The sequence below is a fragment of the Psychromonas sp. SR45-3 genome (assembly GCF_014163575.1).
Lineage (GTDB): Bacteria > Pseudomonadota > Gammaproteobacteria > Enterobacterales > Psychromonadaceae > Psychromonas > Psychromonas arctica.
The window spans coordinates 23725-39843 of sequence record NZ_JACJDP010000010.1 but is presented as its reverse complement, the minus strand read 5'-3'; the positions used below and the strand labels follow the sequence as shown (position 1 = coordinate 39843).

13 protein-coding genes are annotated in these 16119 nt (G+C 37.4%); 5 read left to right on the top strand and 8 right to left on the bottom strand.

Annotated elements, in window-relative coordinates; all coding sequences use genetic code 11:
- Positions 1-63: 63 nt before the first annotated feature.
- Both H5084_RS07705 and H5084_RS07700 read right to left on the bottom strand, forming a co-directional pair.
- Positions 64-1284 (bottom strand): aspartate aminotransferase family protein, encoded by a 1221-nt coding sequence (locus H5084_RS07705; protein ID WP_028869399.1) that lies wholly within the window; start codon positions 1282-1284, stop codon positions 64-66.
- A gap of 64 nt (positions 1285-1348) precedes the next feature.
- On the bottom strand, positions 1349-1933 hold the full coding sequence (locus H5084_RS07700; RefSeq protein ID WP_028869400.1) for an aminodeoxychorismate/anthranilate synthase component II: 585 nt from the start codon (positions 1931-1933) through the stop codon (positions 1349-1351).
- Between the two features lie 79 nt (positions 1934-2012).
- On the opposite strand from H5084_RS07700, the gene H5084_RS07695 reads away from it, so the two are divergent.
- The gene (locus H5084_RS07695) at positions 2013-2924 is read left to right on the top strand and encodes a TIGR01777 family oxidoreductase (RefSeq protein WP_051369193.1); all 912 of its coding nucleotides are present in this window, start codon (positions 2013-2015) and stop codon (positions 2922-2924) included.
- Between the two features lie 1284 nt (positions 2925-4208).
- Here the strand turns inward: H5084_RS07695 and H5084_RS07690 are convergent.
- The 6 genes from H5084_RS07690 to rpmH form a co-directional block, all read right to left on the bottom strand.
- Entirely contained in the window at positions 4209-5111 is a 903-nt protein-coding gene (locus H5084_RS07690) for a porin (RefSeq protein WP_028869402.1), read from the bottom strand.
- Positions 5112-5378: 267 nt separating this feature from the next.
- A complete protein-coding gene (gene mnmE, locus H5084_RS07685; RefSeq protein ID WP_182690086.1) occupies positions 5379-6746 on the bottom strand; it encodes a tRNA uridine-5-carboxymethylaminomethyl(34) synthesis GTPase MnmE in 1368 nt (455 codons plus the stop codon).
- A gap of 114 nt (positions 6747-6860) precedes the next feature.
- Positions 6861-8528: a membrane protein insertase YidC gene (gene yidC / locus H5084_RS07680; protein WP_182690085.1), complete on the bottom strand. Its 1668-nt coding sequence runs from the start codon at positions 8526-8528 to the stop codon at positions 6861-6863.
- 14 nt (positions 8529-8542) lie between these two features.
- A complete protein-coding gene (yidD, locus tag H5084_RS07675; RefSeq protein ID WP_028869405.1) occupies positions 8543-8806 on the bottom strand; it encodes a membrane protein insertion efficiency factor YidD in 264 nt (87 codons plus the stop codon).
- Entirely contained in the window at positions 8773-9129 is a 357-nt protein-coding gene (rnpA, locus tag H5084_RS07670) for a ribonuclease P protein component (protein ID WP_028869406.1), read from the bottom strand. Before rnpA ends, yidD begins: the two co-directional genes overlap by 34 nt.
- Before the next feature lie 10 nt (positions 9130-9139).
- On the bottom strand, positions 9140-9274 hold the full coding sequence (gene rpmH / locus H5084_RS07665) for a 50S ribosomal protein L34 (RefSeq protein ID WP_028869407.1): 135 nt from the start codon (positions 9272-9274) through the stop codon (positions 9140-9142).
- A gap of 514 nt (positions 9275-9788) precedes the next feature.
- Between rpmH and dnaA the strand changes: the two genes are divergently transcribed.
- The 4 genes from dnaA to gyrB are packed head-to-tail and all read left to right on the top strand — an operon-like array spanning position 9789 to position 15848.
- Complete coding sequence (gene dnaA / locus H5084_RS07660; protein WP_028869408.1) at positions 9789-11165, top strand: chromosomal replication initiator protein DnaA; 1377 nt, start codon at positions 9789-9791, stop codon at positions 11163-11165.
- Positions 11166-11179: 14 nt separating this feature from the next.
- Entirely contained in the window at positions 11180-12283 is a 1104-nt protein-coding gene (gene dnaN / locus H5084_RS07655; protein WP_028869409.1) for a DNA polymerase III subunit beta, read from the top strand.
- Positions 12284-12328: 45 nt separating this feature from the next.
- Positions 12329-13411, top strand: a complete 1083-nt coding sequence (gene recF / locus H5084_RS07650) for a DNA replication/repair protein RecF (protein WP_028869410.1) — start codon at positions 12329-12331, stop codon at positions 13409-13411.
- Between the two features lie 7 nt (positions 13412-13418).
- Positions 13419-15848 carry a DNA topoisomerase (ATP-hydrolyzing) subunit B gene (gyrB, locus tag H5084_RS07645; protein ID WP_028869411.1) on the top strand — a complete coding sequence of 810 codons (2430 nt, stop codon included), beginning with the start codon at positions 13419-13421 and terminating at the stop codon, positions 15846-15848.
- The last annotated feature ends 271 nt before the right edge of the window (positions 15849-16119 follow it).

Here is a 16119-nt window from a genome sequence, read left to right as displayed (position 1 = left end):
CTCCCAGTTTTTAAATCTAATTGAAGCAAAACGTCATTCATTTACAGAATGACAACCTTGCTCTTAAGTATCTTTATTGACGATATTTTTTACTGCTTGTTTTAATTTCAGCATTGCTTGCTCGATTAAGTCATCTGAAATATTTAAAGCTGGTACAAAACGCAGTACATTTGCCCCCGCCACTAAAATAAGTAGACCTTGCTTAGCAGCCTCTAAAAAGAAAACTTTAGCTTGATCTTGATATTGTTCATTTAATACGGCACCTAACAATAAACCTGCACCACGAACTTCTTTAAAGATAGAAAACTCATCGTTAATGGCTTGTAGGTGTTGACGTATTAGTTTTTCTTTGTGTTTTACACCCGTTAACATTGTTTCTGTGTTAATAAGGTCAAAGGCCTTGCCCGCAACGGCACAAGCAAGTGGATTACCACCAAATGTTGTACCATGAGTACCAGCGGTTAAGTGTTCTGCAAAACAGGTTTTAGTTAGCATTGCTGCTATAGGAAAGCCTGAGCCCAGTGCTTTAGCTGACGTCAATACATCAGGAGTGACACCTAACCCCATATAAGCAAACAAGTTACCAGTTCTACCCATACCTGTTTGCACTTCATCAAAAATCATTAACGCATTATGTTTATCACACAATGCTCTTACCCTTTGTGCAAATTCAGGCGTGATCGGTAAAACACCACCTTCACCTTGCAATGGCTCTAAAATAACCGCACAAGTTTTATCTGAAATGACTTTTTCAAGTGCATTTATATCATTGTATTCAAGGTGCGTAATAGCGGCAGGTTTAGGACCAAAACCATCGGAATAAGAGGCTTGTCCACCAGCAGTAACGGTAAAGAATGTACGACCATGAAAACCTTGGTAAAAAGCGATGATTTCAGTTTTATCTATGCCATATTTATCAAATGCAACTCGACGAGCCAATTTTAATGCAGCTTCATTCGCTTCAGCACCGGAGTTTGCAAAAAACACCTTTTCGGCAAACGTATTATCCACTAATTTTTGTGCCAAGCTTAGCGCTGGCTCATTTGTATATATATTACTGACATGCCATAACTTTTTCGCTTGCTCAGTCAAAGCTTGTATCAATTCAGGGTGGGCATGACCTAAAGCATTAACAGCGATACCACCAGTTAAATCAATATATTCATTATCTTGTTGATCCCACACTCGCGAACCTTCACCGCGCACAGGGATCATTTCTAACGGAGCATAGTTTGGCACCATAACTTGATCAAATAGCGAACGTGTAATGTGAGTGTTTGACATAAAGAGTTCCTTTAACTGGCTAAAACATGAATAAAATGACCTAATAAATGGTTAATATACGCACTTATTTTGACAATCCAAGATCTTGATTAATAAAATTATTAAGCAGCATTAAACCTTGCTCAGATCGAATACTTTCAGGATGGAATTGTACCCCCTCTAAGGCAAACTCTTTATGACGAATCGCCATAATTTCCTGACTCTGGATAACTCTTGCAGAAACATCAAAACAAGCGGGCAAACTCCCTTCCTGTACAATTAAGCTATGGTAGCGAGTGACATCTAATGGGTTATTCAATCCTTTAAATACCCCTCTATTATCATGTTTAATCAATGAATTTTTACCATGCATTACTTTATTGGCTCGAATCACATTAGCACCAAAAACCTGCGCAATACTTTGATGCCCTAAACACACCCCTAGGATTGGAATTTGCCCTGCAAAACGCTCAATGGTTGCTAACGACACTCCCGCTTCATTAGGTGTACAAGGCCCTGGGGAAATAACGATATGCTCAGGGTTTAGGTCAGCAATTTCCTGTAAACTAATTTGGTCATTGCGTTTAATGATCACTTTCTGCTGTAGCTCACCAAAATACTGAACTAAGTTATAAGTAAAGGAGTCATAATTATCGATCATTAACAGCATAATTCTGGTTCATCTAAAAAATAAAGATCCATTTTATCATTACTAACGTATGTAGTCCTAATAAGATTAAGGAGTGACTATGAGTAAAGTAACTGAAAATAAAATAAATGTACTGATCACTGGCTCATCAGGTTTAATCGGTAGTTCATTAGTCTCGCTTTTAAACACTCATGGTTACAATGTTTATACCTTAACTCGTACTCCTAATACCTCTTCACCTTATTGGAATATTCAAGCCCAAGAAATACAGCTAAACGGACACCCTAATCCAGACATAATTATTCATTTAGCTGGAGAGAATATAGCGAAGTCACGTTGGACCGATAAAGTTAAAGAAAAAATAAGCAAAAGCCGCTTACAATCAACTCAATTAATGGTCGATTACATCAATAATTCTGCCACACCTCCCACCTTATTTATTTGTGCTTCTGCGATTGGATTTTACGGTAATAGTGGTCAACAACCCGTCGATGAGAAATCAGTTAAAGGTACCGACTTTGTCAGCCAATTAGCATCACAATGGGAATGTGTTAGTCAACAAGTCGATCAAACTAAGACTCGTGTTGTTAATATACGTACTGGTATCGTTTTGAGTAAAAAAGACGGAGCATTAGCTAAAATGCTAACACCTTTTAAAATGGGAGTGGGAGGGAGAATAGGTAGTGGTAAACAAATGATGAGCTGGATAGACTTACAAGACGAGTTGAATGCCATTTTATTTATTATGCAACATCATTCTTTGTCAGGGCCTGTTAATCTAGTTGCTCCAAACCCCGTTGATAATCAAACTTTTTCAGTCATATTGGCCAACACTTTAAAACGACCTTGTATATTCCCATTACCAGCATTGATGGTAAAGATTTTATTTGCACAAATGGGAGAAGAATTATTATTATCGAGCACTAATGTTCGACCAACAAAATTGATAAAAGCAGGGTTTAAATTTAAGTATGAGTTATTAGAAGATAGCTTGAAAAGCCAGTTAGCGTGAATTAAAAAGCAGAAAAAGGAAAGGGCAGCCGAAGCTGCCCTTAATTTAGTCTCTCTATCGAATCCGTGATAGTTGATGCTCCATGCGTTACATCCTTTTGACCATGCCATACTAGGCGTCCACTTCCCAACTCCTTTGGGCTCGTCCTTGTAACATCCGTATTAGATAACATCCTGTTTATCCATCATCTCCCTTTCCTTAGGAGGTGTCCTTCTTTGTCATCTTGACTTAATATCCACAATCCTAGTAGATACTAAAAACTCTATCCTAGAGTGTCCTTTTCTTCCATGACTATAAAACATCCTGTTTTATAAACCCTCATCCTGAGAGGTCCAATTGTCATCCTGACAATGCGATGGTTTGATGTCTACATCCTGTAAATCAACTCCCCGTTTGCGAGATGAATATTACGTCTTTGTTAATTAATAATTGCAGTTTTATTTGCATTAATTATTGGCCTACACGAACAGAAAACATTCAAACACTTAAAAATCAACATCTTAACGTTAGTTTTATTTGTATGACTAGCTAAATAAACCTAATAAATAGTGCTATTTCCCCTACTTGCCATGGTCAATGTCTCACAAAAAAATAATAGAAGAAAAACAGTAAAGCTAAGTAATGTGGAGTATTTGATTAAAAAATCATTATAAATGGGTGAATAAGATCAATTTTTGTTGCTTTATTATGCAGTTAAATCGAGAAATAAGGAGTGCTTATACAGGTTATACTTCTTCATTTAACACTCTAATTTTGTGAAGATTACCCTTAAAGGGGCAGAAATACCTCCAATCATCCCAATCGATAAAAACTCAAAAATTGAGAAATCGTGAAGTAATGTAAACTGAAGGGCTAACTAGTCTAAAAAAATAAAGTAATAAAATATGATATTTGATTGTCCCATTATATATTCGACCGAATTAAATGAACAATCACGACGAGAGAAAAAGTAGCACCAAGGGCATGTTTGAATAATCGCTAGCTATTAATACTGAATGAAAAACAGAAATACTCTTTTTAATACTTATCTGGATAAATAAATGGTCTATTTGGGCGTTAGGGAAAATGAATGATAGCAAAGCACTGATTGCAGTAACTAGTTATTCTCATTACAAAATCAACAACGAACCTAGGATTCATTTTAACAAGCATAAATGACTAGATAATTTCTTAGATTGGTATAATTAGTAAAAAAATAGTATTGCTACACAGATTGCAATCCTCCTTAAAATAAAACAATCTCGGCAGTGCCGAGATTGTTTATGAATGCTGTTGTAGTTGTCATTAAAAATTATAACGAACACCTGCAATTAATGAATCGTCACTGTCATCGAGGTTGTTGAGTGCGTAGGAAACATAAGTTCGGATGGATTTATTAAATCGGTATTGTGCTTCTATTGCGTAAAAGTCTTCTGTATCTACATCCGCTTCTTCTGCCTGCCCAATAATACCTATCATGCGAAACTCTTTGGTAAATTTATATTGAACGGCTGCTTCTATCGATCTGAAATCATTATCAGCATCAATATCCCCCATCGCGTAGGTAACAGCAACATATAGATTATCTAGTGTATATGCAGCACCTAATGTTGCTTGGTTTTGGTCTGCTTCTGTATCAGTGTAAGAAGCAGCAAGCGCTAAACCAAAATCGAACTCATACAGACCAGAGATAGCATATGAATCACTATCATCAACATCACTCGCCGTATAGTTAGCTTGTAGCGTTAATTGATCCGTTAACTTGTTCGAGTAAAGAAAAGTATTATCTTCTTTATCCGATGAAGCATCAAATACTTGCTGAATACCGGAATGATAAGAAGCAATATCAGTCATGTCAGATACTTGTACATTCGCTGTATCTTGACGACCGTAAGAAAATTTACCAAATTCAGTTGCGAAACCAGCGAATAAATAACGGTTTTTAGCTTCTTCACCTGGTTTAATCTCATATTCCATGAAACCAAAACCTGTTAATGATTCTGAAATTTTAGTTTCACCACCAAAGTTAATGCGAGCGCGACTTTCATCAGTAATCGAGCCTTCATCATTATCAATAAACTCAGCACGTACTTCAGCACGACCACCTACTTTTAGCGTTGTACCGTCTTTGTCATATACTGTTGCAGAGTTTGCCGTTGCTGACACTACGGTTGCTAGAATTGCTGTTGCTAATAATGTTTTTTTCATGATTCATCCGTGTTTTATTTAAAATAATATCTAAGGAATATAATTTTTGTTCAACAGCTAAGTGCTGTTCACGGAGAAGCAGTCTAGGGATTTTGTATGACAAAAATATTACTAATATTAATGATTTTTAAAAAAGTTCAATTTATTTTAAATAATATTTAGGCTTGTTAGAATCATGTCGCGAGTATTTGTCTTACTTCAAGGCGTTAAAATTTTAAGATAAAAAAACCGCCAGATAGGCGGTTTAATAAAATAGATTTTAAACCTTTATTTACCGATACAGAAACTAGAAAAAATACGTCCTAATAAATCATCAGAAGTAAATTCCCCTGTGATTTCGCTTAAATGTTGCTGTGTTAAACGTAACTCTTCTGCTAATAATTCACCGGCTTGGTATTCTTCAAGCTGCACTTTACCTTCTAATAAATGTTGTTCAGCTCGGTCAATGGCTTCTAAATGTCGTCTTCTTGCCATAAACCCACCTTCAGTATTACCTTGATACCCCATAATATCTTTAAGGTGTTGTTTTAAATCATCGACACCCAAACCAGTTTTAGCCGAAATACGGTAAACAGGATGATTATCATGCTCTGTTGTGACCAATGTTTCACCTGTTAGATCGGCTTTATTGCGCACTACGGTTAAGCCTACATTATTCGGTAAACGATCAATAAAATCAGGCCAGATTTCGCGTGGATCCTCTGCGTCTGTAGTGGTGGCATCCAACATAAACAAAATACGATCAGCATTATTAATTTCAGTCCATGCTCGTTCAATACCGATACGTTCCACTTCATCAGCACCTTCACGCAAGCCAGCAGTATCAATTATATGCAATGGCATACCATCGATATGAATATGCTCTCGCATCACGTCTCGTGTTGTACCGGCAATATCTGTCACAATCGCACTTTCTTTGCCCACTAAGGTATTTAATAGGCTTGATTTACCAGCATTAGGTCGCCCAGCAATCACCACCTTCATTCCATCACGTAAAATAGCACCTTGCTTAGCTTGTTCTTTAACGGCGCTTAGGTTGTCTATAATTTTGTATAAATCACTAGCAATTTTTCCATCACTTAAAAAATCAACTTCCTCTTCGGGAAAATCAATGGAAGCTTCCACATAAATTCGCAAATAGATAAGGCTTTCAACCAGTTCATTTACTTTATTGGAAAATTCACCCTGCAGTGAATGCAGCGCACTTTTAGCGGCTTGCTCTGAGCTAGCTTCAATTAAGTCGGAAATAGCCTCTGCTTGCGCTAAATCTAGCTTATCATTCATAAATGCACGTTCAGAGAACTCTCCTGGGTTAGCGCTACGAAGGTTTTTAATGGTTAAAATAGCTTTGATCAGCATATCCATCACAATAGGGCCGCCATGACCTTGTAGCTCCAGCACATCTTCGCCTGTGAATGAATTTGGCCCTTTAAATAATAATGCAATGCCTTGATCTAGAACTTCATTATTTTGATCGTGAAAAGGCAGATATTCCGCGTAACGCACTTTAGGTAATTTACCTAAAATAATCTGTGCAACCGCTTCTGCATCAGGCCCAGAAACACGCACAATGCCAACGCCGCCACGGCCAGGTGCAGTTGCTTGTGCAACAATAGTATCAGTCGCTTTTATCATGTTCTGTTCCTAAAAATAAAGGCAATAAAAAAGGCGACTATTATAGTCGCCTTTTCTCAATGATTAAATAATATAATTATTTATGATGCTTTAAGCAAAAGCTAAATAGTTAAACTATTTTTTATGTCCTAAACCTTGCTTTTCAAACTGACGGTAAATAATAGTTTGCTGTACTAATGTCACGATGTTACTCATTAGCCAGTAAAGTACTAGACCTGCAGGGAACCACAAGAAGAAGAAAGTAAATACAACAGGCATAAACTTCATAATTTTCTGCTGCATTGGGTCTTGAACCGTAGCAGGAGACATTTTTTGAATGAAGAACATACTTACACCCATTAGAATTGGCAGTATGTAGAATGGGTCTTGTACTGACAAATCTTGGATCCAGAACATAAATGGTGCATGGCGTAATTCAACCGCTTCCATTAATGACCAGTATAAAGCGATGAATATTGGCATTTGTAATAAGATAGGGAAACAACCGCCTAATGGGTTCACTTTCTCTTCTTTATACATTTCCATCATTGCTTTTGATACTTTTTGACGGTCTTCACCGTAACGATCACGTAATGCTTGGATTTTAGGTTGTAGTAAACGCATTTTAGCCATTGACGTATATTGCGCTTTAGTCAGTGGGTATAACACACCTTTAACTGTAAAGGTGATCAAAATAATTGCCACACCCCAGTTACCAACAATACCTTGGAAGAATAACAACAATTTAAATAACGGTTGTGCAAGCCACCATAACCAACCGTAATCTACAGTTAAGTCTAAGTTCTCACCAACTTGTGCCATTTCTTCTTGTAATTTAGGACCTATCCAAAGGTTAGTAGCAAATTTTTCAGTGCTGTTAGGTGCGATAGTTTTAATTGGAGATTTAAAACCAATGGCCGCATCTTTATTCTGGATAACATTACTGTACAACAAATTATTGTCTGTTGGAGACGGGATCCAAGCAGAAACAAAATAGTGCTGTAACATTGCAACCCAACCACCTTCAGTTGATTTGTTCAGGTTACGTTCAACCATTTCGTCATATTTGTATTTACTGTATTTAGTATCAGTTGTGGAGTAAGCACCACCACGATAAACCGGCATCATTAGATTTGTAGAATGCTCTTCTAATGATTCTTTTAACTGCCCGTATAACTGAACATTGATTTCACTATCTGATTTATTTTCAATAGTATAATCTACATGTACATTGAATTCGCCACGGTTTAATGTGAACGTTTTAATAAATACGTTACCAGCTTGATCTACATAGCGTAATGCAGTAGAAACCGAGTCTTGGCCTTCAGAGATAACATTTTCAGTCTTATCAACGCTATAGAAAGGGCGTCCTTTAGGATTTGCATCCGGGCCTTGCTTTCCAATTAGACCGCTTTGCGCGATGTAGGTAAAGCCATCATCATTTTCTAATAAACGGAATGGAACACCTGAATCTAATGAATCATCATGACCGATTAAATCAGCAACAATGACATCACCACCTACTAAAGTAATTTCTAAACGTAATTGATCGTTAGCTAAAACAGCAATCGCGTTAGTTGATGCTTGTGTTGGTACTTGTACAGAAGCAGTATCATCTGATGAAGTTGGTATATCAGCACTATGATTACTAGTCGATGGAACTGATGATTGTGTTGTAGTGCTTTGTTCAGTCGTTTGCGCAGCAGCAATTGGCTGAGGGTTTTGCTCAACAACCCAGGCTTGATATAGCAAGAAGCTAACAAACAAGAGTGCGAGGAAAAGTAAATTGCGTTGTGATTCCATAACGTATTTTATCTCTAAGGTTTAGGTTTATTTTTAGTAGCGCAACAAGGAGGTACAGGATCATATCCTCCTTCATGAAAAGGATGGCATTTTACAAGACGACAAGCCGCTAGCCAACATCCTTTTATCATACCATGACTCTTAATTGCTTCTATCGCATAATGTGAACAAGTTGGCGTAAATCGGCAACGAGGTCCAATCATAGGACTAATAACTAACTGATAACCACGAATACATTTAATTGCTATCCATTGCAACGCTGCACTAATTTTCGCCATAACTTATCCAATACTTTATGAAGTTCTTGATTTGATAAATCAGCAATACCAGCTTTGGCAACGACGACGATATCGATGTTTGGAAGCTCATGTTGTTGAAGGCGGAAATGATCTCTTACAATGCGACGGATACGATTACGTCCTACAGCATGTTTAATGTGCTTTTTAGGAATAGCCATACCAATACGAGGGTGTTCTAGGGTATTTTTTCTAGCAAGAAGAGTTAAGTGTGGAGATACTGCCGGAATAGCATTTTTAAATACAGGTTGAAAATCTTCGGGAGTTAACAAACGTAACTCCCGAGAAAACGAATAATTCACCACGTCTGGTAAATTATGCGCTTAAGCTAGCGCGGCCTTTAGCACGACGACGAGCTAATACGGCACGACCGTTCTTAGTCGCCATACGAGTTCTAAAACCGTGTGAACGCTTACGCTTGATGTTGCTTGGTTGAAAAGTACGTTTCATGCTCTTTTCCACTTATTGTTAAGTACTGTACAGTAGCTAGTTTTTTTAAAAAATAAGCTTAATTACTTCGAAAAGTAACCAGGCAAGAATAATTAAAAGCATTAGCCGATTAAAAAGAGAGCGAATTCTATTGATTGATCGACTAAAAGTCAATCAGAGATGCTTCTTTCTGGCAGATTAAATTCATACTCCTTAGAAATTGATACTAAGAAGATAAATTATCTCTACGAGCCAAACTCAAAAGTTAGGGTGGCAAGATTATATATAAGCAGCGCTAATTAGCAAGGATCTTCCGCGATCTTGTCAAGCTTTATTTCTGAATGGCTAAACTATCTTGTTGTGGATAAAGTACGAGATGCCAGATGCTGCCTAGTTACATGCTTGTGGATGCTTTAAACATTGAATGCAACAAAATACAAGGATCTTTTTTTTCTTTTTGTTAACAGATCTTATGGCGTAATGCCGCTCTTGTCGGTAGAATTATCCGCCCTAATGTATCTACTGGAGTTCGACGATGTCCCTCGCTATTTGGCAAGAATGTTTAGCACAATTAAAAGATGAGCTATCAGCAGGAGACTTTAGCACTTGGTTACGTCCTCTACAGGCAGAATATGATAATAATGTACTGTCATTATACTCACCAAATAAATATACCAGTGAGTGGGTACGTGAAAAGTATATGGATATCATTGAGACTAAATTACAAACATTAATCCACGCAATAGATGCCAATCAAACTATAAAGATACGTTTATTAGTCGGTACTGCAAATGCTGCAGCTAATAAACCAGCGGCACAAAAAGCAGCGCCTGTTTTAAATACTAACCAACCGTGGGAAGGTGAGTCAAAGTCACCAACTGTTGCGCATAAAAGCAATTTAATTAAAAAATATACATTTGATAACTTTGTTGAAGGTAAATCTAATAATTTTGCAATTGCAACAACACAACAAATTGCAGAAAATCCTGGTGATGTTTATAACCCATTATTTTTATATGCACATCCAGGTTTAGGTAAAACACATTTATTACATGCCGTGGGTAATGCCATTGTGGCAGAAAATCCTGACAGCAAAGTTGTGTATATTCGTTCAGAACGTTTTGTTCAAGATATGATCAATTCAATCCGTAATAATACCATTGAGCAATTTAAAGAATATTACGCGTCGTTAGATGCACTATTAATCGATGATATTCATTTCTTCGCAGGTAAAGACCGATCTCAAGAAGTATTATTCCAAACATTTAACTCAATGTTAGATGCGCATCAACAAGTAATTTTAACCAGTGACCGTTTCCCTAAAGAAATTGAAGGGATTGATGAACGACTGCGTACACGTTTTGGTTGGGGATTATCAATTCCAATTGATCCGCCAGAATTAGAAACGCGTGTTGCAATCTTAATTACTAAAGCGGAAGAGCGTGGTTTACATTTACCCGATGATGTGGCCTTCTTTATCGCAAAACGATTAACTATTACCGATGTACGTGTTTTAGAAGGAGCGATTGCGAATATTTCAGCAAAAGCACAATTTACAGGGCAGGATATTACTATTCCGCTAGTACAAGATGCACTGCGTGATATGTTAGCAGTTCATACCAAACAAACTACGGTTGATAACATTCAAAAAGTCGTCGCTGAGCACTATCGTATAAAAATTTCTGATATGTCCTCAAAACGTCGTACTCGTACGGTCGCTCGTCCACGTCAAATAGCCATGGCATTAGCAAAAGAGTTAACCCAACATAGCTTACCTGAAATTGGTGAAGCATTTGGCGGTCGAGACCATACCACTGTATTGCATGCTTGCCGCAAAGTAGAAGAATTGCGTCGTGAAAATAATGATATTCAAGAAGACTACAAAATACTTATCCGCACATTATCCATGTAAGAAAAGGTTATCTGATGAAATTTACTATCTCTCGTGAAGTTTTATTACGCCCACTACAATTAGTAGTCGGCTCAGTTGCGGGCGGGCGCCCAGCTTTACCTATTATGGGTAACATACTGATTGAAGTAAAAGATAACTTTTTAAACCTAACGGGTACAGATTTAGAAGTAGAATTAATGGCACAAATTCCATTAGATCTAGCATCTGAAGATGGAGCAATTACTGTACCAGCGCGTAAATTATTAGATATTTGTCGCGGATTAGCCGATCCCTGTGAAGTCACTTTTGAAGTAAAAAATGAACGGGTAACCGTTCGATCTGGTCGAAGCCGTTATTTACTTTCAACCTTACCTTCGATTGACTTTCCAAATATTGAAACATGGCAAAGTTTGATCGAATTAACCGTACCGCAAAATGAATTTAAAAAGCTCATTGAATTCACGCAGTTTGCAATGGCTAGCCAAGATGTCCGTTATTACTTGAATGGTATGTTCTTTGAAGTGTCAGGTAATACTTTACGTAGTGTTTCTACTGATGGGCATCGCTTAGCATCCTGTTCTATTAATATTGACCAAGCGATTGAAGAGCAATCCGTTATTGTGCCTCGAAAAGGGGTCTTAGAACTGGTTAAGCTATTAGATAAAGAGCAAGCTAACGTTACCATTCAATTAGGTAAAAACAACTTACGTGCTGTGATTGATGGATTTGTATTCACCACTAAATTAGTCGATGGACGTTTTCCTGATTACCGACGTGTTATTCCGCGAAATGGTGATAAAGAATTAATATCTAGTCGTGAAACGCTAAAACAAGCTTTCACTCGCGCAGCCATTTTATCCAATGAAAAATTCCGCGGCGTGCGCTTAACACTATCTGAAAACTTATTAAAAATTACCGCCAATAATCCAGAACGAGAAGAAGCAGAAGAGTATATCGATGTAGATTATCATTCTGCAGAGTTAGAAATAGGTTTTAATGTAAGTTATGTATTGGATGTATTAAACACCTTGAAAAGCGAACAAGTAAAAATCACCTTCAGTACATCTGATCACAGTGCTTTGATAGAATCTCTTGATAGTGATGACTCACTATACGTATTAATGCCAATGCGCCTTTAACGATTAACAATTGCACCTATCACGTTTTATTTAAGGAATTGATTAATGTCATTACAGAAATTAATCATTAACCAATTCCGTAATATCGACTCCGCTACACTCATCTTTGACTGCAAAATTAATTTAATTGTTGGTGAAAATGGTAGTGGCAAATCGTCATTACTGGAAGCTATCTACCTACTTGGATTAGGCCGTTCTTTTCGAACTCATTTAACCAATAGAGTTATTCAACACGACCAAGCTCATTTTACACTTTATAGCGAAATCAATTTCCAGCAGCGCGTTTTTCCAATCGGTTTACAAAAGTCGAGAGGCGGTGAAACTACCCTTAAAATCGATGGTCAGATAGTTAAGAAGTTAGCGTCATTAACACAATACATTCCGATGCAATTAATCACGCCTGAAAGCTATTCTTTATTATCAGGAAGTCCTAAAAATCGCCGTGCTTATTTAGATTGGGGCGTTTTTTATCATGATCCTTTGTTTTATAGTAACTGGTCTCGCATAAAGCGACTTTTAAAACAAAGGAATGCCGCTTTAAAGCAATGTAACGCTTACAAAGAGCTTCAAGTATGGGATAATGAACTTTGTGTCTTGAGTGAGCAAATAAGCGCACAGAGAGCCGATTACTTTGCGAAATTAGAGCCTTTAATAGTACAAACTATTGCAGATTTTCTGCCCGAGTTTACTATCAAAAGTCAATTTTTTTGTGGTTGGGACAAAAACAATAAGCCGTTAGCACAATATTTATCCGACAATTTTCATCGAGATAAGCAATTAGGTTATACAAGTATTGGTCCCCAAAAGGCGGATTTAAAATTAAAAATCAATAACTTACCTGTTTCTGATGTTCTATCGAGAGGGCAGTTAAAGCTACTTGTTTATGCATTACGTTTAGCACAAGGGTTGTTTTTAAATTCCATCGACAATAAGCAGTGTGTTTTTTTAATTGATGACTTCAGTTCTGAACTCGATAGCAACAAGCAAACACTATTAGCAAAACATATTATAGAGTCCGATGCTCAGGTGTTTATTAGCGCTATTTCAGCGCAGAGCATCGGAGATTTATTTACGCAAGAACGCACTCTGTTTCACGTGAAACAGGGTAAAATTACAGTAGAAAGGTGAAAGTTTTATGGCTGAGAATAGTTATGATTCGTCAAGTATTAAAGTACTAAAAGGGTTAGATGCGGTTCGCAAACGCCCTGGCATGTATATCGGTGATACCGATGACGGTACGGGTCTACACCACATGGTTTTTGAGGTATTAGATAACTCAATCGATGAAGCTCTAGCAGGCCACTGTAGCGATATTATTTGTACTATCCATACTGACGGCAGCGTATCAGTACGTGATGATGGCCGTGGTATTCCAGTTGATATGCACGAAGAAGAAGGTGTTTCTGCAGCTGAAGTAATAATGACCGTGTTACACGCCGGTGGTAAATTCGATGATAACTCTTATAAAGTATCGGGTGGATTACACGGTGTAGGTGTATCGGTAGTAAATGCATTATCTGACAAACTACGTTTGACGGTTAAGCGTAGCGGTAATATTCACCAACAAACTTACGCAAAAGGTGAGCCAGAAGCGCCAATCGCAGTTATCGGTGATACAGATCAAACCGGTACAGAGATTCGTTTTTGGCCTAGCCCATCGACCTTCTCAAATGTGACATTTCAATATGACATTTTAGCTAAACGCTTACGTGAATTATCATTTTTGAATTCTGGTGTATCTATTAAATTAATAGATAAACGTGAAGAAGATAAAGCAGATCATTTCCATTATGAAGGTGGTATACACGCTTTTGTTGAATATTTAAATAAGAACAAAACACCAGTACATAATAAAATATTCCACTTTAATACAGAACATGAAGATGGCACTGCAGTTGAAGTTGCAATGCAATGGAATGATGGTTTCCAAGAAAATATTTACTGTTTCACCAACAATATTCCTCAACGTGATGGTGGTTCTCACTTAACGGGTTTCCGCGGTGCATTAACGCGTACCTTAAACTCGTACATTGAGAAAGAACTAGCAAAAGTTAAAAACAATAAGAACAAAACCTCGACTGAAGGTGGTGATTCACGTGAAGGTTTAACAGCGGTTATTTCTGTTAAAGTGCCCGATCCAAAATTCTCTTCACAAACAAAAGACCGTTTAGTGTCATCTGAAGTAAGACCAATTGTTGAAGGTGCAATGAATGAACGCTTGCAAGAGTTCTTACTAGAGAACCCAACGGAAGCAAAAATCATTGTTGGTAAAATTGTTGATGCCGCACGCGCACGTGAAGCAGCTCGTAAAGCACGTGATATGACTCGTCGTAAAGGCGCATTAGATCTAGCAGGTTTACCGGGTAAATTGGCAGATTGTCAAGAAAAAGACCCTGCACTTTCTGAACTATATATAGTGGAAGGGGACTCGGCTGGCGGAAGTGCGAAACAAGGCCGATCTCGTAAGAACCAAGCTATTTTACCGCTTAAGGGTAAAATTCTTAACGTTGAAAAAGCACGCTTTGATAAGATGTTATCTTCACAAGAAGTAGCAACGCTAATTACAGCATTAGGTTGTGGTATTGGCCGCGACGAATATAACCCAGAGAAAACCCGTTATCATCGCATCATCATCATGACCGATGCCGACGTCGATGGTTCTCACATTCGTACGCTATTATTAACGTTCTTCTATCGTCAAATGCCTGAGTTAATTGAAAATGGTTACATTTACATTGCTCAACCACCGCTTTATAAAGTGAAAAAAGGCAAGCAAGAGCAATACCTAAAAGATGATCCAGCGTTACAAGCTTACTTAACTGCTCTCGCAATGGAAGGCGCATCTTTACACGTAAGTGCTGATGCACCTGGTATCACCGGCTTATTTTTACAAGGTATGATTGAACGTTATCGTACTGCACAAGAAACGATTGTTCGCTTAACACGTCGTTACCCAAATGTTGTATTGGATAAACTGATCTATCAGCCTGAATTAAAAGCTGAAGATCTAGTGAATGCAGATAAAGTAACAACATGGATGGAAACTATTATTGAGGTGTTAAACCGCCAAGATTTAGAAGGGACCATCTATAAAGCTAATGTCGTTAAGTCAGAAGATGAATTAACCAACAAAATTTTGTTTACTGTACGTAAACATGGTGTTGATACTATTTATACTTTTGATGAAGAGTTCTTTGGTTCAATTGAATACAAATCATTAGTTGCTTTAGGTGTAGAAATACAGAACCTATTAGAAGAAGGTGCTTATATTCAACGTGGTGAACGTACTAAACCAGTGGAAAACTTTATTGAAGCAGTAAACTGGTTAATGCATGAATCAAAACGTGGTTTATATATTCAACGATATAAAGGTCTGGGAGAGATGAACCCAAGTCAACTATGGGAAACAACGATGGATCCTAGTACGCGTCACATGCTTCAAGTGACGGTTGATGATGCTGTTGGTGCGGACCAATTATTTACAACCTTAATGGGTGACCATGTTGAGCCTCGTCGTGCATTTATCGAGAAAAATGCACTACGTGTCGGAAATATTGATATCTAAGCTTCATATAATTAGCAACTTTTAAAGGTTGTTAAAATTGAAGAATATAAAAATCCAGCCTAGCAGCTGGATTTTTTATGCCATTGATAAATATATCTAAATAAACTCTACACTTTCTAGAGAACTCATTTACACCTCTAAATGGTTATTTTTTGCAATATAACTGCAATATTCAAGTTGTATGCTCTGCTTTTAACTTTTTTATAAGCATCGCATAATGTCAATTAACTTACTTACAAAATTTATTTCTTGTTGTATTGCCTTATTACTT